Source organism: Pseudomonas sp. NBRC 111143 (genome assembly GCF_001320965.1).
GTDB classification, from domain to species: domain Bacteria; phylum Pseudomonadota; class Gammaproteobacteria; order Pseudomonadales; family Pseudomonadaceae; genus Aquipseudomonas; species Aquipseudomonas machongensis.
In genome coordinates this window covers 132,214-158,075 of sequence record NZ_BCBT01000006.1, presented here as the reverse complement: position 1 = coordinate 158,075, position 25,862 = coordinate 132,214, and the positions used below count along the sequence as shown (strand labels likewise).

General features: G+C 63.4%; 25 protein-coding genes and 1 tRNA gene. 13 read left to right on the top strand and 13 right to left on the bottom strand.

Annotated elements, in window-relative coordinates; translation table 11 throughout:
* Positions 1-27: 27 nt before the first annotated feature.
* The 3 genes from dgcA to APH44_RS05675 form a co-directional block, all read right to left on the bottom strand.
* Complete coding sequence (gene dgcA, locus APH44_RS05685; RefSeq protein WP_054891725.1) at positions 28-2,088, bottom strand: dimethylglycine demethylation protein DgcA; 2,061 nt, start codon at positions 2,086-2,088, stop codon at positions 28-30.
* Between the two features lie 15 nt (positions 2,089-2,103).
* Positions 2,104-2,634 carry a DUF5943 domain-containing protein gene (locus APH44_RS05680; RefSeq protein WP_054891724.1) on the bottom strand — a complete coding sequence of 177 codons (531 nt, stop codon included), beginning with the start codon at positions 2,632-2,634 and terminating at the stop codon, positions 2,104-2,106.
* Positions 2,635-2,712: 78 nt separating this feature from the next.
* Positions 2,713-3,690 (bottom strand): dipeptidase, encoded by a 978-nt coding sequence (locus tag APH44_RS05675; RefSeq protein ID WP_009404077.1) that lies wholly within the window; start codon positions 3,688-3,690, stop codon positions 2,713-2,715.
* A gap of 275 nt (positions 3,691-3,965) precedes the next feature.
* On the opposite strand from APH44_RS05675, the gene APH44_RS05670 reads away from it, so the two are divergent.
* Positions 3,966-4,367, top strand: a complete 402-nt coding sequence (locus APH44_RS05670; RefSeq protein ID WP_054891723.1) for a lysozyme inhibitor LprI family protein — start codon at positions 3,966-3,968, stop codon at positions 4,365-4,367.
* A 52-nt stretch (positions 4,368-4,419) separates the two neighbouring features.
* On the opposite strand, the gene APH44_RS05665 is transcribed toward APH44_RS05670, so the two are convergent.
* Positions 4,420-5,364, bottom strand: a complete 945-nt coding sequence (locus tag APH44_RS05665) for a GlxA family transcriptional regulator (RefSeq protein WP_054891722.1) — start codon at positions 5,362-5,364, stop codon at positions 4,420-4,422.
* 148 nt (positions 5,365-5,512) lie between these two features.
* Between APH44_RS05665 and choX the strand changes: the two genes are divergently transcribed.
* From choX to APH44_RS05640, 5 genes are all read left to right on the top strand, one after another.
* On the top strand, positions 5,513-6,457 hold the full coding sequence (gene choX, locus APH44_RS05660; protein ID WP_054891721.1) for a choline ABC transporter substrate-binding protein: 945 nt from the start codon (positions 5,513-5,515) through the stop codon (positions 6,455-6,457).
* A gap of 127 nt (positions 6,458-6,584) precedes the next feature.
* Positions 6,585-7,472: a 3-keto-5-aminohexanoate cleavage protein gene (locus tag APH44_RS05655; RefSeq protein WP_054891720.1), complete on the top strand. Its 888-nt coding sequence runs from the start codon at positions 6,585-6,587 to the stop codon at positions 7,470-7,472.
* A gap of 142 nt (positions 7,473-7,614) precedes the next feature.
* Positions 7,615-8,580: an L-carnitine dehydrogenase gene (locus APH44_RS05650; RefSeq protein WP_054891719.1), complete on the top strand. Its 966-nt coding sequence runs from the start codon at positions 7,615-7,617 to the stop codon at positions 8,578-8,580.
* Between the two features lie 10 nt (positions 8,581-8,590).
* Positions 8,591-9,067 carry a thioesterase family protein gene (locus APH44_RS05645; protein WP_054891718.1) on the top strand — a complete coding sequence of 159 codons (477 nt, stop codon included), beginning with the start codon at positions 8,591-8,593 and terminating at the stop codon, positions 9,065-9,067.
* Positions 9,068-9,407: 340 nt separating this feature from the next.
* On the top strand, positions 9,408-9,665 hold the full coding sequence (locus APH44_RS05640) for a hypothetical protein (RefSeq protein WP_054891717.1): 258 nt from the start codon (positions 9,408-9,410) through the stop codon (positions 9,663-9,665).
* 161 nt (positions 9,666-9,826) lie between these two features.
* Here APH44_RS05640 and APH44_RS05635 read toward each other — a convergent pair whose 3' ends face one another.
* Together APH44_RS05635 and APH44_RS05630 are read right to left on the bottom strand one after the other, a co-directional pair.
* On the bottom strand, positions 9,827-10,933 hold the full coding sequence (locus APH44_RS05635; RefSeq protein WP_054891716.1) for a GlxA family transcriptional regulator: 1,107 nt from the start codon (positions 10,931-10,933) through the stop codon (positions 9,827-9,829).
* Positions 10,934-11,323: 390 nt separating this feature from the next.
* On the bottom strand, positions 11,324-12,700 hold the full coding sequence (locus APH44_RS05630; RefSeq protein ID WP_054891715.1) for an L-serine ammonia-lyase: 1,377 nt from the start codon (positions 12,698-12,700) through the stop codon (positions 11,324-11,326).
* A 442-nt stretch (positions 12,701-13,142) separates the two neighbouring features.
* Between APH44_RS05630 and APH44_RS05625 the strand changes: the two genes are divergently transcribed.
* The 3 genes from APH44_RS05625 to choV all read left to right on the top strand — a co-directional run bounded on the left by APH44_RS05625 (position 13,143) and on the right by choV (position 16,330).
* A complete protein-coding gene (locus tag APH44_RS05625; protein ID WP_054891714.1) occupies positions 13,143-14,090 on the top strand; it encodes a choline ABC transporter substrate-binding protein in 948 nt (315 codons plus the stop codon).
* A gap of 216 nt (positions 14,091-14,306) precedes the next feature.
* Positions 14,307-15,155 carry a choline ABC transporter permease subunit gene (gene choW, locus APH44_RS05620; protein ID WP_172964837.1) on the top strand — a complete coding sequence of 283 codons (849 nt, stop codon included), beginning with the start codon at positions 14,307-14,309 and terminating at the stop codon, positions 15,153-15,155.
* Positions 15,152-16,330 (top strand): choline ABC transporter ATP-binding protein, encoded by a 1,179-nt coding sequence (gene choV / locus APH44_RS05615; RefSeq protein WP_054891712.1) that lies wholly within the window; start codon positions 15,152-15,154, stop codon positions 16,328-16,330. Before choW ends, choV begins: the two co-directional genes overlap by 4 nt.
* Before the next feature lie 129 nt (positions 16,331-16,459).
* Here choV and hisF read toward each other — a convergent pair whose 3' ends face one another.
* The 6 genes from hisF to APH44_RS05585 form a co-directional block, all read right to left on the bottom strand.
* Entirely contained in the window at positions 16,460-17,230 is a 771-nt protein-coding gene (hisF, locus tag APH44_RS05610) for an imidazole glycerol phosphate synthase subunit HisF (RefSeq protein ID WP_008091498.1), read from the bottom strand.
* 10 nt (positions 17,231-17,240) lie between these two features.
* Positions 17,241-17,978, bottom strand: coding sequence for a 1-(5-phosphoribosyl)-5-[(5-phosphoribosylamino)methylideneamino]imidazole-4-carboxamide isomerase (gene hisA, locus APH44_RS05605; protein ID WP_054891711.1), 738 nt, complete (start codon positions 17,976-17,978; stop codon positions 17,241-17,243).
* Positions 17,979-18,006: 28 nt separating this feature from the next.
* On the bottom strand, positions 18,007-18,267 hold the full coding sequence (locus APH44_RS05600; protein ID WP_054891710.1) for a DUF2164 domain-containing protein: 261 nt from the start codon (positions 18,265-18,267) through the stop codon (positions 18,007-18,009).
* The gene (hisH, locus tag APH44_RS05595) at positions 18,268-18,906 is read right to left on the bottom strand and encodes an imidazole glycerol phosphate synthase subunit HisH (RefSeq protein WP_054891709.1); all 639 of its coding nucleotides are present in this window, start codon (positions 18,904-18,906) and stop codon (positions 18,268-18,270) included.
* Positions 18,906-19,499 carry an imidazoleglycerol-phosphate dehydratase HisB gene (gene hisB, locus APH44_RS05590; protein WP_054891708.1) on the bottom strand — a complete coding sequence of 198 codons (594 nt, stop codon included), beginning with the start codon at positions 19,497-19,499 and terminating at the stop codon, positions 18,906-18,908. Before hisB ends, hisH begins: the two co-directional genes overlap by 1 nt.
* A gap of 189 nt (positions 19,500-19,688) precedes the next feature.
* Complete coding sequence (locus tag APH44_RS05585) at positions 19,689-21,347, bottom strand: OFA family MFS transporter (RefSeq protein WP_054891707.1); 1,659 nt, start codon at positions 21,345-21,347, stop codon at positions 19,689-19,691.
* A gap of 474 nt (positions 21,348-21,821) precedes the next feature.
* On the opposite strand from APH44_RS05585, the gene APH44_RS05580 reads away from it, so the two are divergent.
* The 4 genes from APH44_RS05580 to APH44_RS05565 all read left to right on the top strand — a co-directional run bounded on the left by APH44_RS05580 (position 21,822) and on the right by APH44_RS05565 (position 25,576).
* Positions 21,822-24,077: an AsmA family protein gene (locus APH44_RS05580; protein WP_054891706.1), complete on the top strand. Its 2,256-nt coding sequence runs from the start codon at positions 21,822-21,824 to the stop codon at positions 24,075-24,077.
* Positions 24,074-25,141 carry an A/G-specific adenine glycosylase gene (mutY, locus tag APH44_RS05575; RefSeq protein ID WP_054891705.1) on the top strand — a complete coding sequence of 356 codons (1,068 nt, stop codon included), beginning with the start codon at positions 24,074-24,076 and terminating at the stop codon, positions 25,139-25,141. The genes APH44_RS05580 and mutY overlap by 4 nt, the downstream gene beginning before the upstream one ends.
* Positions 25,138-25,410 (top strand): oxidative damage protection protein, encoded by a 273-nt coding sequence (locus APH44_RS05570; RefSeq protein ID WP_054891704.1) that lies wholly within the window; start codon positions 25,138-25,140, stop codon positions 25,408-25,410. The genes mutY and APH44_RS05570 overlap by 4 nt, the downstream gene beginning before the upstream one ends.
* Before the next feature lie 90 nt (positions 25,411-25,500).
* Positions 25,501-25,576 (top strand) — tRNA-Phe (locus APH44_RS05565).
* A gap of 70 nt (positions 25,577-25,646) precedes the next feature.
* On the opposite strand, the gene APH44_RS05560 is transcribed toward APH44_RS05565, so the two are convergent.
* Positions 25,647-25,859, bottom strand: a complete 213-nt coding sequence (locus APH44_RS05560; protein WP_054891703.1) for a hypothetical protein — start codon at positions 25,857-25,859, stop codon at positions 25,647-25,649.
* Between the last annotated feature and the right edge of the window lie 3 nt (positions 25,860-25,862).

Below are 25,862 nucleotides of genomic sequence, written 5' to 3'. Positions count from 1 at the left end.
GGGGGCCGGTGTGTGCCGACAGATCGATCAGAAATCCTTGCACAGCCGCAAGGCGTCATAGATCGCCGCATGCACGTTGCGCTGGGCCACGCAGTCACCGATGCGGTACAGCAGGTAGCCCTCGCCCGGCTGGCTGAGGATCGGCTGCGGCTGGATCGCGAACAGGGCGTCGATGTCGATCTGGCCCTTGTTGCGCGAACCCTCCTTGAGCCCGTAGTACAACTCCTCGTCCGGACGCACGCCGTTCTCGATCACCACCTGGTCGACCACACGCTCTTCCTTGGCCCCGGTGTATTCGTTCTCGAGCACCGCCACCAGCTTGTCGCCCTCGCGGTAGACCTTCTCGAGCATCATGTCCCCGGTCATGATCACTTCCTTGGGGTAGATGCTGCGGTAGTAGGTCGGGAAGGTCGTGCCGCCCATGGCTACGCCCGGCTTGATGTCGTCGGTGACGATCTCGACCTGGCTGCCCTTGTCGGCGATGAAGTCGGCGGTGGACATGCCGGTGAATTCGCAGATGGTGTCGTACACCAGCACGTTCTTGCCAGGCGCGACCTTGCCGTCGAGCACGTCCCAGCTACTGACCACCAGCCCTTCGGCGGCGCCCCAGTGCTCGTTCTGCTCGATGAACGGATGACCGCCCACCGCCAGCACGATGATGTCCGGGCGCAGGTCCTGGATGGTCGCGATGTCTGCCGCCGTGCCCAGGCGCAGGTCGACCTTCAGGCGCGCGAACTCCAGCTGGTACCAGCGGGTGATGCCGGCGATCTGGTCGCGCTGCGGTGCCTTGGCGGCGATGGTGATCTGCCCGCCGATCTGCTCCTTCTTCTCGAACACGGTGACGTCATGGCCACGCTCGGCGGCCACCCGTGCGGCCTCCATGCCGGCGGGGCCGGCGCCGACCACCACCACCTTGCGTTTCGGCCCGGTGGACTTCTCGATGATGTGCGGCACGCCCATGTATTCACGGGACGTCGCGGCGTTCTGGATGCACAACACGTCCAGGCCCTGGTACTGACGGTCGATGCAGTAGTTGGCACCGACGCACTGCTTGATCTGGTCGATCTGGCCCATCTTGATCTTGGCGATCAGGTGCGGGTCGGCCATGTGCGCACGGGTCATGCCGACCATGTCGACGTAGCCGCCTTCGAGAATACGCGTGGCCTGGTTCGGGTCCTTGATGTTCTGCGCGTGCAGCACCGGGACCTTGACCACTTCCTTGATGCCGGCCGCCAGGTGCAGGAACGGCTCCGGCGGGTAGCTCATGTTGGGGATGACGTTGGCCAGGGTGTTGTGGGTGTCGCAACCCGAACCGACCACGCCGATGAAGTCGATCATGCCGGTGGCGTCGTAGTACGCGGCGATCTGCTTCATGTCCTCGTGGCTCAGGCCATCTGGGTGGAATTCGTCACCGCAGATACGCATGCCCACGCAGAAGTCGTCACCGACCTCGGCGCGTACCGCCTTGAGCACTTCCAGGCCGAACTTCATGCGGCCTTCGAAGCTGCCGCCCCACTCGTCGGTACGCTTGTTGACCCGCGGGCTCCAGAACTGGTCGATCATGTGCTGGTGCACCGCCGACAGCTCCACGCCATCCAGTCCGCCTTCCTTCGCCCGGCGCGCGGCCTGGGCGTAGTTGCCGATCACCCGCCAGATCTCCTCCACCTCGATGGTCTTGCAGGTGGCGCGGTGCACCGGCTCGCGGATGCCGGACGGCGACATCAGCGTGGGCCAGTGGAAACCGTCCCAGCGTGAGCGACGGCCCATGTGGGTAATCTGGATCATGATCTTGGCGCCATGCTTGTGCATGGCGTCGGCCAAGTTCTGGAAGTGCGGAATGATGCGGTCGGTGGAAAGGTTCACCGAGGCCCACCATTGCTGCGGGCTGTCGATGGCCACCACCGACGAGCCGCCACAGATGGCCAGGCCGATGCCGCCCTTGGCCTTCTCTTCGTAGTACTTCACGTAGCGCTCGGTGGTCATGCCGCCGTCGGTGGCGTAGACCTCGGCGTGCGCGGTGCTGAGCACCCGGTTGCGGATGGTCAGCTTGCCGATCTGGATCGGCTGGAACATTGCTTCGAATGCCATGACGCTCTCTCCGGCTTACAACGGCTTTGTAACGAACAGGCCATCTTCGTGACCTTCTTCAGAACCGCCATAGACCTGCTCCGCCACAGTGCGGATCGAGCTGCCACGGGCAGCGAGGATCTGGTCCATGGCACCGGCGAACCAGCCGGTGAACATGTAGTCGACCTTGCGGCCGCATTTGCCATACACGTAGACGAACGCAGAGTGCTTGAGCTTGACGCTGCATGTGCCTTTGTCGAGGTCGATGTCCTGGATCTCGAACAGGCCCCAGCCACGCTGGCTCAGGCGCTTCATGTAGTGCTCGAACACCGCCACGCCTTCCAGGCCATGGCACTCGGCCTCTTTTTCGCACCAGTGCCAGGCGGATTTGTAGCCGGCCTTGTAGAGGATCTCGGCATAGGCGTCGGCGCCCAGCACCTCCTCGATGCCGATGTGGTTGTTGACGAAGAAATGCCGCGGTACATACAGCATCGGCAGGGCATCGGACGTCCAGACACCGGTCTCGCTGTCGACTTCGATTGGCAATTGCGGGGCGATCTTGGCCATGGAAACTCAACTCCATAAAATTTTTTGTTTGGATGCCCCGGCGTTGCTGGCAGGGGCTTTCAGGCTCGGAGTGCGGCTTTATTCGCCCCACACATCCTTGAGGACATTCACCCAGTTCTCGCCCATGATCTTGCGTACCACGCGCTCGGAATGGCCGCGCTTGAGCAGGGTTTCGGTGAGGTTGGGGAATTCGCCCACGGTGCGGATGCCCAGCGGGTTGATGATCTTGCCGAAGTTGGTCAGGCGACGTGCGTAGCCCTTGTCGTGGGTCAGGTACTCGAAGAAGTCCTGGCCATGGCCCTGGGTGAAGTCGGTGCCGATACCGATGGCGTCTTCACCAACGATGTTCATGGTGTACTCGATGGCCTCGGCGTAGTCGTCGATGGTCGAGTCGATGCCCTTGGCCAGGAACGGCGCGAACATGGTCACGCCGACGAAGCCGCCATGGTCGGCGATGAACTTCAGCTCTTCATCGGACTTGTTGCGCGGGTGTTCTTTAAGGCCCGACGGCAGGCAGTGGGAGTAGCAGACCGGCTTTTTCGATTCGAGGATGACTTCCTCGGAAGTCTTGGAGCCCACATGCGAGAGGTCGCACATGATGCCGACACGGTTCATCTCGGCGACGATCTCGCGGCCGAAGCCCGACAGACCGCCATCACGCTCGTAGCAACCGGTACCGACCAGGTTCTGGGTGTTGTAGCACATCTGCACGATGCCCACGCCCAGCTGCTTGAACACGTCGACGTAGGCAATCTGGTCTTCGAACGCATGGGCGTTCTGGAAGCCGAAAAGGATGCCGGTCTTGCCCAGCTCCTTGGCCTTGCGGATGTCGGCAGTGGTACGCACCGGCATCACCAGGTCGCTGTTCTCGCGGATCAGCTTCTGGCTGGCGGCGATCTGGTCGACCGTGGCTTTGAAACCTTCCCAGACCGACACGGTGCAGTTGGCTGCGGTCAGCCCGCCTTTACGCATGTCTTCGAACAGCTCGCGGTTCCACTTGGCGATGATCAGGCCATCGATGACGATGCTGTCGGCGTGTAATTCGGCTGGGCTCATCAGGCTGTCCCCTTTTGTCGAGTTGGGCGACGCCGAATCGTGTGCCGGCGCTTTGGGGCCAGCATATGCCTGCGGCCCTTGTCGCCCCGATGCAAAAACGACAGGGGGTTTGCCGAAAGCGTCAATGAGCGACATGGCATGCTCTGGCACGCCGCTTGGCAATGAGAGCAAGTCTCGACAAGAACCGTTCATGAACATTTTCCCTGCCCTCTACCACCCGGCTCTAGGCTGAGCGAGAATCTCGACGATTCGTCAGCCTGTTCAGGAGAAAACGGATGAAATCAAAGGCATGGCTGGTACTGCTGTTCGTGGCGCTGGGCGCCCAGGCCGCCGAAGAAGAAAGCACGCCCTGCGACAACGTCGAGACCGACCAGCAGACCTATGCGTGCGCGGCGTACAACAAGCAGACCGCCGAACGCGAACTGAAGGCCGCCTACGACGACCTGATCCAGCGCATCCGTGACCAGTACGCGGATGAAAACGACAAGGCCGTTGCGCTCAGCGGACGCATGGAGGCGGCCGAGAAGCTCTGGACCCAGTTGCGCGATGCCGACTGCAAGGTCGAGACCTATGCCGAGAAACCTGGCAGCAAGGCCTTTGAAGCGGCGTGGAATACCTGCGTGGCGCAGCGTAGCGACGAGCGCTCGGAGTATCTGCAGTCGGTGGGGCAGCAGTGACTCTAATGGCCCTTTCGCGGGCAAACTCGCGAAAGGGCCAGCGCTGACCCCATCACACCGCCCTGGCCAACCTGTCCTCCCGCGGGCAGCGCTCGAACCGCGCCCGATAACAGCGGGTGAAATACGACGCCGACTCGAACCCGCACGCTACGCCCACTTCAAGCACGCTCATATCGGTCTGGCGCAGCAGTTGCCGAGCCTTGTCCAGCCTCAGCCGCAGGTAGAAACCACTGGGCGTGTCGTCCAGGTGCAGGCGAAACAGGCGCTCCAACTGGCGACGGGTCACCTGCACGGCATCGGCCAGTACCTGGGTGTTGAGCGGCTGCTCGGTGTTGCGCTCCATTTCGCCGATCACCTTCACCAGCTTCTTGTTGCGAATGCCGTAGCGCGTGGCGATCTCCATGCGCTGGTGATCCTGGCGCGGCCGTATGCGGCTGACCACGAACTGCTCCGATACCTGGATCGCCAGTTCGCTGCCGTGGGCCTGGGCGATCAGGTCGAGCATCAGGTCGATGGAGGCGGTCCCCCCGGCGCAGGTGATCCGTCGACGGTCGATCTCGAACAGCTCCTGGGTCGCCTGCAGGCGCGGATAACGCTCCTTGAACGCTTCCAGCGCCTCCCAATGCAAGGTCGCGCGATAGCCATCGAGCAGGCCCGCTTCGGCCAGCACCAGCGCACCGGTATCGATACCGCCGAGCGTGCCGCCATCATGCTCTACGCGCCGCAGCGCCTGTTGCAGCACCGGGCCGTAGCAGGCCAGCGGCTCGAAGCCGGCGACAACCAGCAGCATCCCTCCCCGCTCTCTGTCAGACAGCGCCTGGTCGGCATTGACCGACATGCCGTTGCTGGCCTGCACCGGGCCGCCGTCCAGGCTCAGCACCTGCCAGCGATACAGCGCTCCCCGAAAGCGATTGGCCACCCGCAAGGGCTCCACCGCACTGATGAAGCCCAACGCAGAAAACCCCGGCAAGAGAAGAAACTGGATCGTTTCCGGCATCGCTTACTCCTGGGAAGTGGGTGGTCGCTGCAGTGCAACTCTTGGTCGCCAGCGTGCGATTGCCCACTGTGCCATGGGCGTAACTTTTTTCCCACGGCCCGCAGAGGCCGGATCCCATAACAATACGCACTGCCGATGGAGAGCCACCATGCATCGCTTTATCCGCCGCAGCCTGTTGTCCCTCGCTCTCAGCACCACCGTGGTCACCCCGCTGTTCGCCGCCGAGCCCGCCGCCTGCAAGAACGTGCGCCTCGGTGTGGTCAACTGGACCGACGTCATCGCCACCAGCGCCATGGCCCAGGTCCTGCTCGACGGCCTGGGCTACCAGACCAAACAGACCAGCGCCTCGCAACAGATCATCTTCGCGGGCATCCGCGACAAGCGCCTGGACATGTTCCTCGGGTACTGGAACCCGATCATGACCCAGACCATCACCCCGTTCGTCGATGCCAAGCAGGTCAAGGTCCTCGACCAGCCTAGCCTGGAAGACGCCCGCGCCACGCTCGCAGTACCCAAGTACCTGGCCGACAAGGGCCTGAAGAGCTTTGCCGACATCCACAAGTTCGAGAAGGAGCTGGGCGGCAAGATCTACGGCATCGAGCCAGGTTCGGGCGCCAACACCCAGATCAAGGCGATGATCGCCAGCAACAAGTTCGACCTGGGCAAGTTCCAACTGGTCGAGTCGAGCGAGGCCGGCATGCTCGCCGCCGTCGATCGCGCCGTGCGCCGCAATGAAGCCGTGGTGTTCTTCGGCTGGGCGCCGCACCCGATGAACGTGAACATCGACATGGTCTACCTGGGCGACAGCCAGGACGCCCTGGGCCCGGACGAAGGCCGTGCCACGGTGTGGACCGTCACCGCGCCCGACTACGCCGAACGCTGCCCCAACGCCAACCGCCTGCTGGCCAACCTGAAATTCAGCGCCGAGGACGAGAGCCGCATGATGCAGCCGCTGCTCGATCACAAGGACCCGCTGGAGTCGGCACGCCAGTGGCTCAAGGACCACCCGCAAGACAAGGCCCGCTGGCTTGAAGGCGTGACCACCTTCGACGGCAAGCCGGCAGCTGACAACCTCAAGCTCACCGCCAACTGATCCGGCCTCTTCGCGGGCAATCCCGCTCCTGCAGGTTATGCGCATGCCATGAGCATGTAGGAGCGGGCTGCCCGCGAAAAGCCCAACACCGAACTCACAGAACAGACAAGCCTGAAGGATTTACCCCATGAACCACGACGTCATCATCACCTGTGCCCTGACCGGAGCCGGCGACACCGTTGCCAAGAGCCACCTGGTCCCGGTCACCCCCAAGCAGATCGCCGAAGCCGCCGTCGAGGCCGCCAAGGCCGGCGCTACCGTGGTCCACTGCCACGTCCGTGACCCACAGACTGGTCGCTTCAGCCGCGACGTCGCGCTGTACCGCGAAGTGATGGAGCGTATCCGCGAGTCTGACGTGGACGTGATCGTCAACCTGACTGCCGGCATGGGCGGCGACCTGGAGATCGGCCCGGGCGAGGCACCGATGGACTTCGGCGCTGGCACCGACCTGATCGGCCCGCTGGAGCGCCTGGCCCACGTCGAGGCGCTGCTGCCGGAAATCTGCACCCTGGACTGCGGCACGCTCAACTTTGGCGACGGCAACTCGATCTATGTTTCCACCCCGGCGCAACTGCGCGCGGGTGCCAAGCGCATCACCGAGCTTGGCGTGAAGGCGGAGCTGGAAATCTTCGATACCGGCCACTTGTGGTTCGCCAAGCAGATGATCAAGGAAGGCCTGCTCGAAGACCCGCTGTTCCAGCTGTGCCTGGGCATCCCATGGGGTGCGCCTGCCGATACCACCACCATGAAGGCCATGGTCGACAACCTGCCGGCCAACGTCACCTGGGCAGGCTTCGGCATCGGCCGCATGCAGATGCCGATGGCCGCACAGGCGGTGCTGCTGGGCGGCAACGTGCGCGTGGGCCTGGAAGACAACCTCTACCTCGACCGTGGCGTGCTGGCCAGCAACGGTCAACTGGTCGAGCGCGCGGTGGAGATCATCTCGCGCCTCGGTGGCCGCGTGCTGACCCCGGCCGAAGGGCGCGAAAAAATGAATCTCAAGCGTCGCGGATAAAACAGCCCCGCCGCAATCCCTGTGGGAGCGGGCTTGCCCGCGAAAAATACGGCGCGATGCATGGCACCGGCTTCGCCGGTGTTCGCGGGCAAGCCCGCTCCTACAAGGCCCGCGCCAACCTCAAGCACATAGAGAGACTGATATGCCTTTCATCACCAACATCAAGACTTTCGCCGCACTCGGTAGCGGCGTGATCGGCAGCGGCTGGGTCGCCCGCGCCCTGGCCCATGGCCTGGACGTGATCGCCTGGGACCCGGCACCCGGCGCCGAGCAGGCCCTGCGCAAACGTATCGCCAACGCCTGGCCGGCCCTGGAAAAACAAGGTCTGGCGCCGGGCGCCGCACAAGAGCGGCTGAAGTTCGTCGCCACCATCGAGGAATGCGTACGCGACGCCGATTTCATCCAGGAAAGCGCCCCCGAGCGCCTGGATCTCAAGCTCGACCTGCATGCCAAGATCAGCGCCGCGGCCAAGCCCGATGCGATCATCGGCTCCAGCACCTCAGGCCTGTTGCCCAGCGAGTTCTACGAGTCGGCCACCCACCCCGAGCGCTGCGTGGTCGGCCACCCGTTCAACCCGGTGTACCTGTTGCCGTTGGTGGAGATCGTCGGCGGCAAGCACACCGCGCCTGAAGCCATCGAGGCAGCGAAAACCATCTACACCGCGCTGGGCATGCGCCCGCTGCATGTGCGCAAGGAGGTCCCGGGCTTCATCGCCGACCGTCTGCTCGAAGCGCTATGGCGCGAGGCTCTGCACCTGGTCAACGACGGGGTGGCCAGCACTGGCGAGATCGACGATGCGATTCGCTTTGGCGCGGGTCTGCGCTGGTCGTTCATGGGCACCTTCCTCACCTACACGCTGGCCGGTGGCGATGCGGGCATGCGCCACTTCATGTCGCAGTTCGGCCCGGCGTTGAAGCTGCCCTGGACCTACCTGCCAGCGCCAGAGCTGACCGACAAGCTGATCGACGACGTGGTCGACGGCACTTCCGAACAACTGGGCGAACGCAGCATCGCGGCGCTGGAGCGCTATCGTGACGATACCCTGCTGGCGGTGCTGGACGCGGTGAAGAACAGCAAGGCCAAGCACGGCATGGCCTTTGGCGACTGAGGAGACTGCGATGCCCGCACTGATCACCTACCGCACCCCGGTTCAGCAAGACTGGGTCGATTACAACGGGCACCTGCGCGATGCCTTCTACCTGCTGATCTTCAGCTACGCCACCGATGCGCTGATGGAGCGCATCGGTCTGGACGCCGACAGCCGCGGTCAGAGCGGCAACTCGCTGTTCACCCTGGAGGCGCACATCAACTATCTGCACGAGGTGAAGCTCGGCACCGAGGTCTGGGTGCAGACGCAGATCATCGGCTTCGACAAGAAGCGCTTGCACCTGTACCACACGCTGCACCGCGCAGGCTTCGACGAAGCCCTGTCGGCCAGCGAGCAGATGCTGCTGCACGTGGACCTGGCAGGGCCGAAGTCGGCGCCGTTCAGCGAGCACAGTGCCGCGTTGCTGCAAGGGCTGGTGGATGAGCAGCGTGACCAGGCACCTGCCGAGTTCGTGGGCCGGGTGATCGGTTTGCCTGCACGAACCTGAAGCCTCTCCCGAGGCCGCCCGCGACCCTCGGCCCGGCCGGGGCAAGACAGCGCGCTGTCTTCTTCGCGGGCGAGCCCGCTCCCACAGACAGCCAAAAAAAACCCCGGAAGCCGTGAGCGTCCGGGGTCGAGAGCGAGCAACATCCACTGTGCGTGAATGAGGGTGACCAAACCCTCGGTGCCGTGAATGACTCCAGTGTGCTCACTTCCCTTCTGCCTGATTTAGCCGGGAACGACCTGTTCTTAGCCAAAGCGGCCATCGCGACGTTCTGCCCTTGCGAGGTTGTCGTACTGGTCACAGAATCAGTCGTAAATCACGGCACCAGACAAGGACTACAACGATGATGCATGCGGATTTGATCGACCAGGACGACCTGCTGGGCCACCTGCGCGCACGCGGGTTCGACATTCCGGCCGGGGCAAGCGCCGAGCAGGCGTGCGAAGTGGTGGTGCGCGGGCTGACCGAGCCCAATGCCCGGGCGTTGAAGGGAATGGTGGAACAGATGTACACCGGCAGCGCGACCATCCTCCCGGCGGTACGTCAGGCGATCGACAAGCAGCTGTTGCCGGCGTTGGCGCAGTTCAGTCAGCGCGCCTGATTCTGGATCTTCACTGAATTCTTCGCGGGCAAGCCCGCTCCCACAGGGATTGGGCTGGCCTTCAGATTTTGAGCAAGACAGTTACTCCCACAGGGTCACGCGATCCCTGTGGGAGCGGCGGTTCGGCGCTCCGATTTACCCGCGAAGAAGGCGACGCCGTCTCAGAGCCTCACACTGGCAAAGGTCGACTCGTTACGCGCCTGGCTCAGGGCCGCCATCGGCCCGCTGTGCGGTGACAGCGCCATGGCCTGCGGGATCGGCATCATCGCCACCTGCTGCGCGGTATTGGAACCTACACGCTCGTCACGCGGCGGAATGCCGAAGTATTCGCGGTAGCACTTGGAGAAGTGCGGCGTGGAGACGAACCCGCACACCGACGCCACCTCGATGATCGACATCGGCGTCTGCTTGAGCAACTGCCGTGCCCGGATCAGCCGCAGCTTGAGGTAGTAACGCGACGGCGAGCAGTGCAGGTACTTCTGGAACAGGCGCTCGAGCTGACGCCGCGACACGTTGACGTACACCGCCAGCTCGTCCAGGTCGATCGGCTCTTCGAGGTTGGCCTCCATCAGCGCGACGATTTCCTGAAGCTTCGGCTGGTTGGTGCCGAGCATGTGCTTGAGCGGCACGCGCTGGTGGTCCTGCTCGTTGCGGATGCGCTCGTAGACGAACATCTCGGAGATGGCCGCCGACAGCTCACGGCCATGATCGCGGCTGATCAGGTGCAGCATCATGTCAAGCGGCGCAGTGCCGCCGGAGCTGGTGAAGCGGTTGCGGTCGAGGGTGAACAGGCGCGTGCTCATGTTGACCCGTGGGAAGGCCTCCTGCATCGCCGCCAGACACTCCCAATGCACGCTGCAGTCGAAGCCGTCGAGCAGGCCCGCACAAGCCAATGCCCAGCTGCCAGTGCACACCGCGCCAAGCCTGCGCGACTGGCGCGCCTGGGCCTGCAGCCAGGTGACGTGTTCACGGGTCACGGTGCGCTGGATACCGACGCCACCGCAGACGATCACGGTGTCCACCGGCGGTGCGCTGTGCATCGCGGCGTCCGGAGTGATCTGCAAGCCATCGCTGGCCCAGACCTGGCCGCCATCGACGGTCAGCGTATGCCAGCGGTACAGCTCGCGCCCCGACAGCTGGTTGGCCATGCGCAGCGGCTCGACGGCCGAGGCAAGCGAGATCAGGGTGAAGTTGTCCAGCAGGAGAAAGCCGATGGACTGGGGAGCTGTGCGGTTCTGGGTTGGGTTCCCGGAGGTGTACGACGTCATCGCGGTTTCTCCTCACACAATGCAGGGTGTGCCTCAGGCGGGCACCGTTTCTTGTCATGGCCCCGATTCGTATGCAGGGGCTTTGCCAATCTCAACGCAATCGCCGTGCCTGAAATTGAACGGCTATCCAAAAAAACCCAAAAACGACGTTGCCGTGCGAGTTGTAGGGCCTTTCAAGGGGCGCTGGGTGAACACCGCAAACCGGCGTGCCAGCGCCTCTGCGTGTAACGGCTGAGCAGTTCGGTAGCACTTGTGGGAAGGCTGCCCAGAAGCGACATTCATAAGTGTCACCGACAATGACACCACTGGTCGCGACAGCCGACAGCCGGTCGGCACCGGCTGTTGCACAATAAAGCAGCACAACCGCCGCAAGAGGGCCAGATCAGCGCATCAGCATTCGATGACGCTGACTGCCAACCCGCCGCGGGAGGTCTCCTTGTACTTGTCGTGCATGTCGGCACCGGTGTCGCGCATGGTGCGGATCACCTGGTCGAGGGAGATGAAGTGTTCGCCGTCGCCACGCAGGGCCATCTGCACGGCGTTGATCGCCTTTACGGCAGCGATGGCGTTACGTTCGATGCAAGGCACCTGGACCAGCCCACCGACCGGGTCGCAGGTCAGCCCGAGGTTGTGCTCCAGGGCGATTTCAGCAGCGTTCTCCAGTTGTGCCGGGGTAGCCCCCAGCACTTCGGCCAGACCCGCTGCAGCCATGGCGCAAGCCGAACCGACCTCGCCCTGGCAGCCCACTTCGGCCCCGGAGATCGAAGCGTTCTTCTTGCAAAGGATGCCCACCGCCGCTGCACCCAGGATGAACTCCACCACGTTGGACTCGTCCACCGCGTCGGAGAAGCGCATGTAGTAGTGCAACACCGCCGGGATGATGCCGGCCGCGCCGTTGGTAGGCGCGGTGACCATGCGCCCACCCGCGGCGTTTTCTTCGTTGACGGCCAGGGCGAACAGGTTCACCCACTCCATGGCACTCATGGTCGAGCCGATCACATTCGGCTTGCCGATCTCCTGCAGGCTGCGGTGCAGCTTGGCTGCGCGGCGCCGTACATTGAGCCCGCCGGGCAAGATGCCTTCGTGCTTGAGGCCGTTGTTCACGCATTCCTGCATGGCCCCCCAGAGCTTGAGCAGACCGGCGCGAATCTCGGCTTCGCTGCGCCAGACCTTCTCGTTCTCCATCATCAATTGCGACACGCGCATGTCGTTTTGCTTGCACAGGCGCAGCAGTTCGGCGGCGCTGTTGAAATCGTAGGGCAACACCGTCTGGTCGGCGTCCAGTACACCGCTCGCGGCCTGCGCCGCATCGACCACGAAGCCGCCCCCCACCGAGTAGTAAGTGTCGCGATGCAGCTCGCCCTCGGCACCTTCGGCCACCAGGGTCATGGCGTTGGGGTGGTAGGGCAGGTTCTCGTCGAGCAACAGCATGTCGCGGGCCCAGATGAATTCGATGGGCAGGCGGCTGTCGAGCTGCAAGGTGTTGGTTTCACGCAAGTCGGCGATACGCGGGGTGATCTGCGTGGGGTCGATTGCGTCGGGCCACTCACCCATCAGCCCCATGATCGTGGCGTTGTCAGTGCCGTGACCGATGCCGGTGGCCGACAACGAGCCGTACAACCGTACCTCGATGCGCCGAACCCGCTCCAGATCGCCGCGTTCGCGCAGGCCCTGGACGAACAGCGCTGCGGCGCGCATGGGGCCGACGGTATGCGAGCTGGAAGGCCCGACGCCGATCTTGAACAGGTCGAACACGCTGATGGCCATTGTCGAATCACCTCTTGATGGGCTTGTCTCTGCGCGCCATGTGGCGGCGCAGCCAGCTGCTAGGCTGATAGCGGCGAGTTGCCGCGAATGCACGCATCATCGGGCTTTTACCCCTCCCCTCGCCGTCTGCAACCGACGTACTTTTGTCCGGCAGCGCCCTGTTGCGAAAGCCATCATTGCGCCGCTTTCAGGCGAACGGGTGACGCAAAGACACGGGCCGGGGCGGGGAAAAATCCGTAAGCGACATTGCCCGTACTGGATGCGACCTGTCCTGCACTGGTTACGACTCCACCAGTAGGCGATTGCCGAACGCTGGGGGATTATCGAAAGCGACTCGTATTGCACGGCCACGCAACCTGCCCTCTGCAGGCCAGATCGATCGACGCCCCAGAAAGCGACGACGATTACGCGAACCCGAAGAAAAAATCACAGGAGTCCACCCATGAAAGGTTCACCCTCGCTGTTGTTGGTTGCGTTGCTCGCAGCACCCGTGTTCGCCCAAGCCGCCGAACCCGAACAGTGTCAGACGGTCCGCTTCTCCGATGTCGGCTGGACCGACATCACCGTGACCACGGCGACCACCAGCGTTGTCCTCGAAGCGCTGGGCTACAAGACCCACACCACCATGATCTCGGTGCCGGTGACCTACAAGTCGCTGGCCACCGGCAAGGACCTCGACGTGTTCCTCGGCAACTGGATGCCGACCATGGAAAACGACATCAAGCAGTACCGCGACGCTGGCACCGTCGAGACGGTCCGCGCCAACCTGGAAAACGCCAAGTACACCCTGGCAGTGCCCCAGGCTCTGTATGACAAGGGTCTGAAGGATTTCAGCGATATTCCCAAGTTCAAGAAGGAACTCGACGGCAAGATCTACGGCATCGAACCGGGCAACGATGGCAACCGCACCATCCAGAGCATGATCGACAAGAACGCCTTCGGCCTGAAGGACGCCGGCTTCAAGATCGTGCAGTCGAGCGAGGCCGGCATGCTGTCGCAGGTCGATCGAGCCCAGAAGCGCGGTGAGGCCATAGTGTTCCTGGGCTGGGAACCGCACCCGATGAATACCCGCTTCAAGATGCAGTACCTGACCGGGGGTGATGAGTTCTTCGGTCCAGAATTCGGCAAGGCCACCGTACTGACCAACACCCGCAAGGGTTATGCGCAGGAATGCAGCAACGTCGGCCAGCTGCTGAAGAACCTGGTGTTCGAGCTCAAGGATGAAAGCACCATGATGGGCTATGTCCTGGACGACAAGATGAAGCCCGAGGCGGCCGCCAAGAAGTGGCTCAAGGACAACCCTGGCAAGCTGGATACCTGGCTGGCCGGCGTCACCACCGTGGATGGCAAACCAGGCCTGGAGGCAGCCAAGGCCAAGTTGACGCAGTAGCTGTCGGCTCTGTATGAAAAGTCTTGAGACGAAGGTCAGGCAAGGCGAAAACGGCCGAGGAAGCGGAGTTTACGGGCTGTAAATGAGCATTCCGAGGCTGTTTTCAACGCAGCATCACCGAGTATCAAGGCTTTTCGTATAGAGCCTAGGCACTACCTCGGGGTGGGACCGTGCCCACCCCGGACTGATTCCAATCATTGCAGGTGGAAGCTCGCTATCATGCTTATCGATCAGAAAATACCTCTGGGGCAGTACATCGCCTCATTTGTCGAATGGTTGACCCAGAACGGCGCCAACTACTTCGACGCTATCGCCCAAGGCCTGGAGTTCATGATCCATGGCGTCACCAGCGCCCTGACCTGGTTCAACCCCTTCGTCCTCATCGCCCTGTTCGCCGCCCTCGCGCACCTGATCCAGCGCAAGTGGGCGCTGACCGTCTTCGTCGCCCTGTCGTTCCTGTTGATCCTCAACCTCGGTTACTGGCAGGAAACCATGGAAACCCTGGCGCAAGTGAGCTTCGCCACGGTGGTCTGCGTAGCCATCGGCGTGCCGCTGGGCATCATTGCCGCGCACAAGCCGATGTTCTATACCGCCATGCGTCCGGTACTCGACCTGATGCAGACCGTACCCACCTTCGTCTACCTGATCCCGACCCTCACCCTGTTCGGCCTGGGAGTAGTACCGGGGCTGATTTCCACCGTGGTGTTCGCCATCGCGGCACCCATTCGCCTCACCTACCTGGGCATCTGCGACGTACCGCAGGAGTTGATGGACGCCGGCAAGGCCTTCGGCTGCTCGCGTCGCCAACTGCTGACCCGTATCGAACTGCCGCACGCCATGCCGAGCATCGCTGCCGGCGTGACCCAGTGCATCATGCTGTCGCTGTCGATGGTGGTGATCGCCGCCCTCGTAGGTGCCGATGGCCTGGGCAAGCCGGTGGTCAACGCTCTCAACACCGCCGACATCTCGCTCGGCTTCGAAGCGGGCCTTGCGATCGTGCTGCTGGCGATCATGCTCGACCGTATCTGCAAGCAACCGGAACTGCCGGCAAGGAGTGAAGCATGAGCATCATTCGCTTCGAAGATGTCGACGTCATCTTCTCCAGCAAGCCGCGCGAAGCGCTGTCGCTGCTCGACGAGGGCAAGACCCGCGAGCAGATCCTCAAGCAGACCGGGCTGGTGGTCGGCGTCGAAAAGGCCAACCTGGATATCGAGAAAGGCGAAATCTGCGTGCTGATGGGCCTGTCGGGCTCGGGCAAATCGAGCCTGCTGCGCTGCATCAACGGTCTGAACACCGTCAGCCGCGGCAAGCTGTTCGTCGAGCACGAAGGCAAGCACATCGACATCGCCCACTGCACCCCGGCGGAGCTGAAGATGATGCGCACCAAGCGCATTGCCATGGTGTTCCAGAAATTCGCCCTGATGCCCTGGCTGACCGTGCGCGAGAACATCAGCTTCGGCCTGGAAATGCAGGGTCGCCCCGAGAAGGAGCGGCGCAAGCTGGTCGATGAAAAACTCGAGCTGGTGGGCCTGACCCAGTGGCGCAACAAGAAGCCGGACGAACTGTCCGGGGGCATGCAGCAGCGTGTGGGCCTGGCCCGCGCACTGGCGATGGACGCCGACATCCTGCTGATGGACGAACCCTTCTCCGCACTCGACCCGCTGATCCGCCAGGGCCTGCAGGACGAGCTGCTGGAACTGCAGCGCAAACTGAGCAAGACCATCGTCTTCGTCAGCCACGACCTGGACGAGGCGCTCAAGCTGGGTAGCCGCATCGCGATCATGAAGGACGGCCGGATCATCCAGTACAGCAAGCCGGAAGAGATCGTGCTGAACCCGGCCGACGAATACGTGCGCACCTTCGTCGCCCACACCAACCCGCTCAATGTCCTGTGCGGGCGCAGCCTGATGCGCAGCCTGGACAACTGCAAGCGGATCAACGGTTCGGTGTGCCTGGATCCGGGTGGTGATTCATGGCTGGACCTGGGCGAGGGCGGCTCGATCAAGCGCGCGCGCCAGGGGCAGAACGGGTTGGACCTGCAGAATTGGGTGCCAGGGCAGGATGTGGAAAGCCTGGGTCGCCTGCCAACGCTGGTGCACGCCGACATCGGCATGCGCGAGGCACTGCAGATTCGTTATCAGACCGGCAACAAGCTGGTGCTGCAGGAGAACGACAAGGTGGTCGGGATTCTGGGCGACAGCGAGCTGTATCACGCATTGCTCGGCAAGAATCACGGTTGAAGCAATTGGGGCCGCGTCGCGGCCCTTCGCGGGCAAGCCCGCTCCCACAGGATTTACACAACCTGTGGGAGCGGCGGTTCGCCGCTGCGACTTGCCCGCGAAGGCTGCAAAGCAGCCCCAATCACTGATTCAGCGTACGACGATCCCGCGCGAAGCCATGTAGGCCTTGGCCTCGGGCACCGTGTACTCGCCGAAGTGGAAGATGCTCGCCGCCAGCACCGCGCTGGCATGCCCTTCCAGAATCCCATCGGCCAGATGCTGCAGGTTGCCCACACCACCGGAGGCGATCACCGGAATCCCCAGCGCATCGCTGATGGCACGGGTCACGCCAAGGTCGAAGCCGTTCTTCATGCCGTCCTGGTCCATGCTGGTCAGCAGGATCTCACCGGCGCCCAGCCCTTCCATCTTCTTCGCCCACTCCACCGCATCCAGACCGGTGGGCTTGCGCCCGCCATGGGTGAAGATCTCCCAGCGCGGCGTTTCGCCTGGGCCAGAAACCTTCTTGGCGTCGATGGCCACGACAATGCACTGCGAACCGAAACGGTCGGCAGCTTCGCCAACGAACTCAGGGTTGAACACTGCGGCGGTGTTGATCGAAACCTTGTCGGCACCAGCGTTGAGCAGGTTGCGGATGTCCTGCACGGTACGCACGCCACCCCCGACGGTCAGCGGGATGAACACCTGGCTGGCCATGCGCTCGACGGTATGCAAGGTGGTATCACGGCCATCGACACTGGCGGTGATGTCCAGGAAGGTGATCTCGTCGGCGCCCTGCTCGTTGTAGCGACGGGCGATTTCCACCGGATCACCCGCATCACGGATGTTCTCGAACTTGACGCCCTTGACCACCCGGCCGTTGTCCACGTCCAGGCAAGGGATGATGCGCTTGGCCAGTGCCATCGTTCAGTCCTCAGCCTTGGTAGTTGTCGCAGAAGGCCTGGGCCTCGGCGACATCGAGGGTGCCTTCGTAGATGGCACGCCCGGTAATGGCGCCGATGATGCCTGGGGTCTTGGCGTCCAGCAGGGCCTTGATGTCACCCAGGTTGTGGATGCCGCCCGAGGCGATCACCGGGATCGAGGTGGCTTCGGCCAGGGCCTTGGTGAAGGGCACGTTGCAGCCCTGCATCATGCCGTCCTTGGCGATGTCGGTGTAGACGATCGCCGAGACGCCATCGGCCTCGAAACGCTTGGCCAGGTCAATGACCTGCACCGAGCTGACTTCCGCCCAGCCGTCGGTGGCGACGAAACCGTCCTTCGCGTCCAGGCCGACGATGACCTTGCCCGGGAACGCCTTGCACGCCTCGGCGACGAACTCAGGCTGCTTGACCGCCTTGGTGCCGATGATCACGTAGCTGACGCCGGCCTTGACGTAGTGCTCGATGGTTTCCAGCGAACGGATGCCGCCGCCGATCTGGATCGGCAGTGTCGGGTAGCGCTTGGCGATGGCAGTGACCACTTCGCCGTTGACCGGCTGGCCCTCGAAGGCGCCGTTTAGGTCGACCAGGTGCAGGCGGCGGCAGCCACCTTCGACCCACTTGGCGGCCATGCTCACCGGGTCGTGGGAGAATACCGTCGAGTCTTCCATGCGGCCCTGGCGCAGGCGCACGCAGGCACCGTCCTTCAGATCGATAGCGGGGATAATCAGCATCTTGGAAACCTGTTCTAATCGGTGGAGTTCAGGGCTTCTCGAGCGCCCACAAGTCGCTTTCGATGCTCTCGAACCGCTCCTTGAGGTGCAGTTGAACATCGGCAATCGCCCTGTTGTAGTAATGGGGTGCAATTTCCTTGCTGAACAACTCGAGGACCTCGGCCACCTCGAACGAACCGAGCGTCAGCTCGAAGCGGTCTTCAAGGAAGCGCTTGAGCACATCGAGTGCCTCGCGCTCCTGCTCGGGGGCCAGGGTAATGACCGGGGCCTTGGTCTTCGACCTGCTCATTTACCAGCGCCCGTCCCAGGCGACGAAGTTCTGCAGCAGTTGCAGGCCGTGCGTGTGGCTCTTTTCCGGGTGGAATTGCACGGCGAAGCGCGAGCCGTCGGCCAGCGCAGCGGCGAAGTCGACGCCATAGTGGCCGCGACCGACCACCTGGCCCGGCTTGCCGGCATTGATGTAGTAGCTGTGCACGAAATAGAAACGCGCGCGGTCCGGGATGTCGTGCCACAGCGGGTGGTCGATGCACTGGCTGACTTCGTTCCAGCCCATGTGCGGCACCTTCAGGTGCTCGCCGTCTTCCTCCAGGCCCTTGCCGAAGAAGCGCACCTGGCCGGGGAACAGGCCGATGCAGTCGACGCCTTCGTTCTCCTCGCTGTGCTCGAGCAGCGCCTGCATGCCGACGCAGATGCCGAGGAAGGGGCGGTCCTGGCTGACTTCACGCACCAGGCTGTCGAAGCCCAGGCGACGGATTTCGGCCATGCAGTCGCGGATCGCGCCGACGCCTGGGAACACCACGCGATCGGCCTCGCGGATCACCGCAGCGTCGCTGGTGACCAGCACCTTGCCGGCACCCACGTGCTCGAGAGCCTTGGCCACCGAGTGCAGGTTGCCCATGCCATAGTCGATGACGGCGACAGTCTGCATTACAGGCATCCCTTGGTCGACGGCATCTGGCCAGCCATGCGCTCATCGAGCGTCACGGCCATGCGCAGGGCGCGGCCGAAGGCCTTGAACACGGTTTCGATCTGGTGGTGGGTGTTGTGACCACGAATCGTGTCGATGTGCAGGGTCACCAGGGCGTGGTTGACGAAGCCCTGGAAGAACTCCTGGAACAGGTCGACGTCGAAACCGCCGACCGAGGCGCGAGTGAACGGCACATGCATCTGCAGGCCGGGACGGCCGGAGAAGTCGATGACCACGCGCGACAGCGCTTCGTCCAACGGCACGTAGGCGTGGCCGTAGCGGAAGATGCCCTTCTTGTCGCCGATGGCCTTGGCGAAAGCCTGGCCAAGGGTGATACCGACGTCTTCGACGGTATGGTGATCGTCGATATGCAGGTCGCCCTTGCATTCGATGTCCAGATCGATCAGCCCGTGCCGGGCGATCTGGTCGAGCATGTGTTCAAGGAAAGGCACACCGATATCGAATCGGGCCTTGCCGGTGCCATCCAGGTTGATCGAGGCCTTGACCTGGGTTTCCAGGGTATTGCGCTCGACGGAAGCCTTACGTTCGACCATCACCAGCTCCGCAAAATCATTGGGCGAAAAGGGCTCCATTATAGGCCCAGAATGCGCCGGCTTGAAACGCGGATGACGTGTGGCAGCACAAAGCATTCGCGGGCGAGCCCGCTCCCACAAGGGCAACATCGCCTTGCAGGAGCGGGCTCGCCCGCGAAAGGGCCCTTTCAGGCCCGGCAAATCAGTGCATCAGTGGAACAGCACCGCCGTCTTCTGCAGGGTGATCCACACGCCCCAGGCCAGCGGAATCACCACCACGGCCCAGGCCAGCAGCACCAGCGGCAGGCTGCCAGGCGCTGCATGCCACTCCAGCGACTGCGCGCCATCGGCGCCCTTGTCGTGGCTCAGCGCGCGCTCGGCAGCGAGCTCGGCGTCGGTCATGAAGTACTTGTCGGCTACCGGACGCACCAGCAGGTTGCAGATGAAGCCCAGTACCAGCAGGCCGGCGAGGATGTACAGGGTCATGTCGTAGGCTGCCGCGCGCGGTACACCGGCCGCCAGTTGCGACTCGCGCAGGTAGGTGATCAACACCGGCCCCAACACGCCGGCCGCAGCCCAGGCGGTCAGCAGGCGACCGTGGATGGCGCCGACCATCTGCGTGCCGAACAGGTCGGCCAGGTAGGCCGGAACGGTGGCGAAACCACCACCGTACATCGACAGGATGATGCAGAACGCCGCCACGAACAGCGCGACGTTGCCGATGTGGCCCATGTTCGGCACCAGGGTGTACAGGCCCACGCCGATGGCGAAGAAGGCGAAGTAGGTGTTCTTGCGCCCGATGTAGTCGGAGAACGACGCCCAGAAGAAGCGCCCGCCGATGTTGAACAGGCTCAGCAGGCCGGTGAAGCCGGCAGCGATCGCAGCGATCTGCGCCAGCTGGGCGGCGTTCAGCTCGCTGAAGCTCAGGTCGTTGCCCAGCAGCTTGCCGCCGAACACTTCCTGCAGCAGTGGCGAGGCCATGCCCAGGATGCCGATGCCGGCCGAGACGTTCAGGCACAGCACCAGCCACACCAGCGCGAACTGAGGGGTCTTCCAGGCCACGCTGACGTGCACGTGACGGTCGGTGACCATGGCGTTGGCCTTCTTCACCGGCGGCGTCCAGCCCTCAGGCTTCCAGCCGGTCGGCGGCACGCGGTACGCCAGGGCGCCAGCAGTCATGAACACGAAGTAGATTGCCGCCATGGCGATGAAGCTCTGCCATACGCCGACTTCCTGGCCGTTGGCGAAGTGCCCCATCAACGCAGTGGCCAGCGGTGCACCGACCATGGCGCCGCCGCCGAAGCCCATGATCGCCATGCCAGTGGCCATGCCGCGCTTGTCCGGGAACCACTTGATCAGCGTGGAAACTGGCGAGATGTAGCCCAACCCCAGGCCGATCCCGCCGATCACACCCGAGCCCAGCCACATCAGCCAAAGCTGGTGGGTCTTCACACCGATTGCCGAGATCAGCAGGCCGCCGCACCAGCACAGCGCCGATACCAGGCCGGCCTTGCGCGGGCCGGCGTGTTCCAGCCAACCGCCCAGCACGGCGGCCGAGCAGCCGAGGAAGACGAAGAACAGGGTGTAGATCCAGCTGAGCATCGAGATCTGCCAGTCGCAGTCGGCGCTGAACAGACGGGCGATGAAGCCCATGTCAGGCGAGCAGGCGACCGGTGCGGTGATGCCGATGGCCTGGGACAGGGGCAGCCAGAACACCGAGAAGCCATAGGCCATGCCGATGCACAGGTGAATGGCCAAGGCGGCCGGTGGAACCAGCCAGCGATTGAACCCTGGCCGGGCGATGATGCGCTCCTTCGACAGGAAGCCCGGCGCGCTCGCCGCCGCTCCTGCCGTAATACTGCTATTCATGGATTCGATCCTTTTATGTATGGTTGCGCTTTCGGATCGTTTCCCTGGCTGTTTCGCGGCACACAAGGCGAAATTGGCACCGTTTTCGGCGTCGTTGCCCCGCGACAATAGGTCGCGGTCACTCCGGAAGCTGCGCAAGGTTACCAGCATAAGATGACGGCGAGATCAATCTGACATCATTATTTTTCATAAAACTGAACCGGTACACGTCGGTCGCGCAACCGTTTGCGATGTGCAGCGGCCTCTTCGCGGGCAAGTCCGCTCCTACAACGGCGGTACCACGCGGCTTTCGTGGGAGCAGGCGTGCCCGCGAACGAGACCGACGCCGACTCGAACGTGGAACTGCCCAAGCCAGAACTGTCGAATCCGATTCGCAGGAAACGCCCTGTATCTCTTGTCAGATACTCAGAAGCGATGGTCGCGGCGCTATACTCTGCCGCTCGAATTCACCTATCGGACTACAAGGACTCGCCCATGAAAGCGTTCGGCAAATTCCTGGGGCTGGGACTTCTCGGGTTGTTGCTGATCATCGTGGCGCTGGGCTTCGCCCTGACCCACCTCTTCGATCCCAACGACTACAAAGACGAAATCCGCCAGCTGGCCCGCAACAAGGCCCACGTCGAGCTCACCCTCAACGGTGACATCGGCTGGAGCCTGTTCCCCTGGCTGGGCCTGGAACTGCACGAGGCGAGCATCGCCACGCTGAACAACCCCAAGCAGCCGTTCGCCGACCTGCAGATGCTCGGCCTGTCGGTGCGCGTGCTGCCGCTGCTGCGCCGTGAGGTGCAGATGAGCGACGTGCGCATCGAGGGCTTGAACCTTAGGTTGCTGCGCGACGAACACGGCCATGGCAACTGGGAGGATATCGGCAAGCCGCTCCCCGACCCGAATGCCACGGCCAGCAACCAGCCGGCCCCTGCCGAAAGCGCGCCCGCGCAGCCATCGGCGCAGGCGCAGGCCAGCAGCGAACGCGCGGTGAAGCTGGACATCGACAGCCTGACCGTCAACAACGCGCGGGTGCAGTTCACCGATGAGCAGAGCGGCAAAAGCTATGGCGCCGAAAGCATCCAGTTGAGCAGCGGGCCCATTCACGATGGGGTCAACACCCCAATCAAGGCCAGCGCCTTCCTCAGTGCCAGCGAGCCGAACATCAAGGCTCGTACCGAACTGGTCGGCGACCTGCGCTTCGACCGCAAGCTCAAGCGCTACAGCCTCGAAGACATGCGCCTGTCCGGCGAAACCTCGGGCGAGCCGACCGCTGGCAAGACCGTGACCTTCGCAGCACAGGGCCAGGTGCTGGTCGACCTGGGCGCCAACGTCGCATCCTGGAGCGGCCTGAAGGTCTCGGCCAACCAGTTGCGCGCCCTCGGCGAGCTGAGCCTGCGCGACCTGGACAAGGCGCCGCAGATCAGCGGCGGGCTGTCCATCGCCCAGTTCGACCTGCGTACCTTCCTCGACGGCATAGGTCATCCGCTGCCAGCCACTGCCGACCCGGCGGCCTTCGCCAAGCTGGAACTGGTCGGCCGCCTGCAAGGCACCCAGAACTCCATCGCCATGGAAGACCTGGCGGTGAAACTCGACCAGAGCACCTTCACTGGCCGTGTCGCCGTCGAAGATTTCGCCAGGCAGGCCCTTCGCGTGCAGCTCAAGGGCGACACCTTCGATGCCGACCGCTACCTGCCTGCCAAGAGCGATGAGGCCAAGGGCGCCAAGGCCGCGCGCCAGGCCGAGGTCAAGCAACAGGAAGCCAGCGCGATCGCGGGTGCCGGCACCACGCCGCTGCCCAACGCCCCCACTCAAGTAGCCTGGAGCAACGACAAGCTGTTGCCGGTCGATCGCCTGCGCGCCCTCGACCTGCAGGCCGATCTCTCGTTCGGCGCGCTGACCCTCGACAAGCTGCCGATCACCGACGCCCAGCTCAAGGCCAATGGCCAGGGCGGCCTGGTCACCCTGGAGACCCTGCGCGGTGGCCTGTACAACGGCACCTTCGAAGCCAAGGGCACCGTCGACGTACGCCCTGCCGTGCCGCAACTCGGGGTGAATACCAGGATCAACCGGGTACCGGTCGAGCACTTCATCAAGCGCGAAAGCCCGGATCAGGCACCGCCGGTCAAGGGTCTGCTGACCTTGTCGAGCGACCTGACCGCCACCGGCAACAGCCAGAAGGCGCTGATCGATACGCTTAACGGCAACGCCAGCTTCACCATCAACGACGGTGTGCTGGTCAATGCCAACCTCGAGCAGCAGCTGTGCCAGGCCATCGCCACCCTCAACCGCAAGCAGCTCAGCGGCGAGCCACGGGCCAAGGACACGCCGTTCCAGGAACTGCGCGGCACGCTGGTGGTACGCAATGGCGTGGCCAGCAACCCAGACCTCAAGGTGCGCATCCCGGGCTTGACCGTGAACGGCCAGGGCGACCTGGACCTGCGCGTACTGGGCATGGACTACGGCGTCGGCGTGGTGGTCGAGGGCGACCAGCGCGCCATGCCGGACCCGGCGTGCCAGGTCAATGAGCGCTATGTCGGCGTCGAAGTGCCACTGCGCTGCCGCGGCCCGCTCGAACTGGGGGCCAAGGCCTGCCGCCTGGACCAGGACGGCCTGGGCAAGGTTGCCGCGAAGCTTGCGGGCAACCGCCTGAAAGACAAGATCGACGAAAAGCTCGATGAAAAACTCGGCGACAAGGTGAGCCCTGAATTGAAAGACGCGCTCAAGGGGCTGTTCAAACGATGAGCCCCCAGCAGTTCTCCAGCGCCGTGCTGGCGTGGTTCGACCAGCACGGCCGTCACGATCTGCCCTGGCAACAGGGCATCACCCCCTACCGGGTGTGGGTGTCGGAAATCATGTTGCAGCAGACCCAGGTCAGCACCGTGCTCAACTACTTCGACCGCTTCATGCAGGCCCTGCCCACCGTGCAGGCCCTGGCCGAGGCGCCGGAGGATGAAGTGCTGCACCTGTGGACCGGCCTGGGCTACTACACCCGCGCGCGCAACCTGCAGAAGGCCGCGAAGATCGTCGTCGCCCAGCATGGCGGCGAGTTCCCGCGCAGCGTCGAGGCGCTGACCGAGCTGCCCGGTATCGGCCGCTCCACCGCAGGCGCCATCGCCAGTATCAGCATGGGCATCCGCGCACCGATCCTCGACGGCAACGTCAAGCGCGTCCTGGCGCGCTTCACCGCGCAGGCCGGTTACCCCGGCGAGCCGAAGGTGGCCAATGCGCTGTGGGCCGCAGCCGAGCGTTTCACCCCCATGACCCGGGTCAACCACTACACCCAGGCGATGATGGACCTTGGCGCCACGCTGTGTACCCGCAGCAAGCCCAGTTGCCTGATCTGCCCGCTGCAACAGGGTTGCGAGGCGCACCTGCTCGGCGACGAGAAACGCTACCCCGAACCCAAGCCGCGCAAGGCCCTGCCCCAGCGCAAGACGCTGATGCCGCTGCTGACCAACAACGAAGGCGCCATCCTGCTCTACCGCCGCCCCTCCAGCGGCCTGTGGGGCGGCCTGTGGAGCCTGCCAGAGCTCGACAGCCTGGCGCAGCTTGACGACCTTGCCTACCAGCACGGCCTGCGCATGACCGAAAGCCAGGCGCTGCAAGGCCTGACCCACACCTTCAGCCACTTTCAGCTGGCGATCGAGCCGTGGCTGGTGCGTGTCGACCCGCTCGGATCGCACGTGGCCGAGCCTGACTGGCTCTGGTATAACCTCGCCACCCCGCCGCGCCTGGGCCTGGCAGCCCCGGTCAAGAAGCTGCTCGCACGCGTGGCCGACGAATTGTTTGCAGGAGAAGCCCGATGACCCGCACCGTGAAGTGCCGCAAGTACAACGAAGAACTGCCAGGCCTGCCACGCCCGCCCTACCCTGGCGCCAAGGGCCAGGACATCTATGAGCACATCTCGCAGAAGGCCTGGGACGAGTGGCAGAAGCACCAGACCATGCTGATCAACGAGAAGCGCCTGAACATGATGAATGGCGAGGACCGCAAATTCCTCCAGGCGGAAATGGACAAGTTCTTCGCCGGCGAGGACTACGCCCAGGCTGAAGGCTACGTTCCACCCAGCGAATGACCAGCAAAACCGTAAGCAACGGAATTAATTTAAAAATTTTTCAAAAAGTCGTTGACGCAAACCTGAAAAAGCCTTTTAATGCGCCCCGTTGCCCAGATAGCTCAGTCGGTAGAGCAGAGGATTGAAAATCCTCGTGTCGGCGGTTCGACTCCGTCTCTGGGCACCAAAACACTAAAACCCTGAATCGAAAGATTCAGGGTTTTTTTATGCCTGTCACTTTTATTCCAGCGACCTCACTAGTCCTGCGGATGCAGAGAGCCGAACTCCTCCTCGCTCATGCACCCCAGGTAAGACACCGCCACCAGCTCCAGGCCTTCGATAGACTCCAGCATCGGCCGGATAGCCGTGCCCGGCAGTTTCTGTTCATCCTGGACAAAGACGTGGCCCCGAAAGAACTGTACGCCGTCGTCGCCATAGCCGGTGCAGGTTGCGTAAAAGTAATGCTTCATCTC

Coding starts and splice junctions, on each gene's coding strand:
- dgcA (WP_054891725.1), bottom strand. CDS start 2,088: ATGGCATTCGAAGCAATGTTCCAGCCGATCCAGATCGGCAAGCTGACC.
- APH44_RS05680 (WP_054891724.1), bottom strand. CDS start 2,634: ATGGCCAAGATCGCCCCGCAATTGCCAATCGAAGTCGACAGCGAGACC.
- APH44_RS05675 (WP_009404077.1), bottom strand. CDS start 3,690: ATGAGCCCAGCCGAATTACACGCCGACAGCATCGTCATCGATGGCCTG.
- APH44_RS05670 (WP_054891723.1), top strand. CDS start 3,966: ATGAAATCAAAGGCATGGCTGGTACTGCTGTTCGTGGCGCTGGGCGCC.
- APH44_RS05665 (WP_054891722.1), bottom strand. CDS start 5,364: ATGCCGGAAACGATCCAGTTTCTTCTCTTGCCGGGGTTTTCTGCGTTG.
- choX (WP_054891721.1), top strand. CDS start 5,513: ATGCATCGCTTTATCCGCCGCAGCCTGTTGTCCCTCGCTCTCAGCACC.
- APH44_RS05655 (WP_054891720.1), top strand. CDS start 6,585: ATGAACCACGACGTCATCATCACCTGTGCCCTGACCGGAGCCGGCGAC.
- APH44_RS05650 (WP_054891719.1), top strand. CDS start 7,615: ATGCCTTTCATCACCAACATCAAGACTTTCGCCGCACTCGGTAGCGGC.
- APH44_RS05645 (WP_054891718.1), top strand. CDS start 8,591: ATGCCCGCACTGATCACCTACCGCACCCCGGTTCAGCAAGACTGGGTC.
- APH44_RS05640 (WP_054891717.1), top strand. CDS start 9,408: ATGATGCATGCGGATTTGATCGACCAGGACGACCTGCTGGGCCACCTG.
- APH44_RS05635 (WP_054891716.1), bottom strand. CDS start 10,933: ATGACGTCGTACACCTCCGGGAACCCAACCCAGAACCGCACAGCTCCC.
- APH44_RS05630 (WP_054891715.1), bottom strand. CDS start 12,700: ATGGCCATCAGCGTGTTCGACCTGTTCAAGATCGGCGTCGGGCCTTCC.
- APH44_RS05625 (WP_054891714.1), top strand. CDS start 13,143: ATGAAAGGTTCACCCTCGCTGTTGTTGGTTGCGTTGCTCGCAGCACCC.
- choV (WP_054891712.1), top strand. CDS start 15,152: ATGAGCATCATTCGCTTCGAAGATGTCGACGTCATCTTCTCCAGCAAG.
- hisF (WP_008091498.1), bottom strand. CDS start 17,230: ATGGCACTGGCCAAGCGCATCATCCCTTGCCTGGACGTGGACAACGGC.
- hisA (WP_054891711.1), bottom strand. CDS start 17,978: ATGCTGATTATCCCCGCTATCGATCTGAAGGACGGTGCCTGCGTGCGC.
- APH44_RS05600 (WP_054891710.1), bottom strand. CDS start 18,267: ATGAGCAGGTCGAAGACCAAGGCCCCGGTCATTACCCTGGCCCCCGAG.
- hisH (WP_054891709.1), bottom strand. CDS start 18,906: ATGCAGACTGTCGCCGTCATCGACTATGGCATGGGCAACCTGCACTCG.
- hisB (WP_054891708.1), bottom strand. CDS start 19,499: ATGGTCGAACGTAAGGCTTCCGTCGAGCGCAATACCCTGGAAACCCAG.
- APH44_RS05585 (WP_054891707.1), bottom strand. CDS start 21,347: ATGAATAGCAGTATTACGGCAGGAGCGGCGGCGAGCGCGCCGGGCTTC.
- APH44_RS05580 (WP_054891706.1), top strand. CDS start 21,822: ATGAAAGCGTTCGGCAAATTCCTGGGGCTGGGACTTCTCGGGTTGTTG.
- mutY (WP_054891705.1), top strand. CDS start 24,074: ATGAGCCCCCAGCAGTTCTCCAGCGCCGTGCTGGCGTGGTTCGACCAG.
- APH44_RS05570 (WP_054891704.1), top strand. CDS start 25,138: ATGACCCGCACCGTGAAGTGCCGCAAGTACAACGAAGAACTGCCAGGC.
- APH44_RS05560 (WP_054891703.1), bottom strand. CDS start 25,859: ATGAAGCATTACTTTTACGCAACCTGCACCGGCTATGGCGACGACGGC.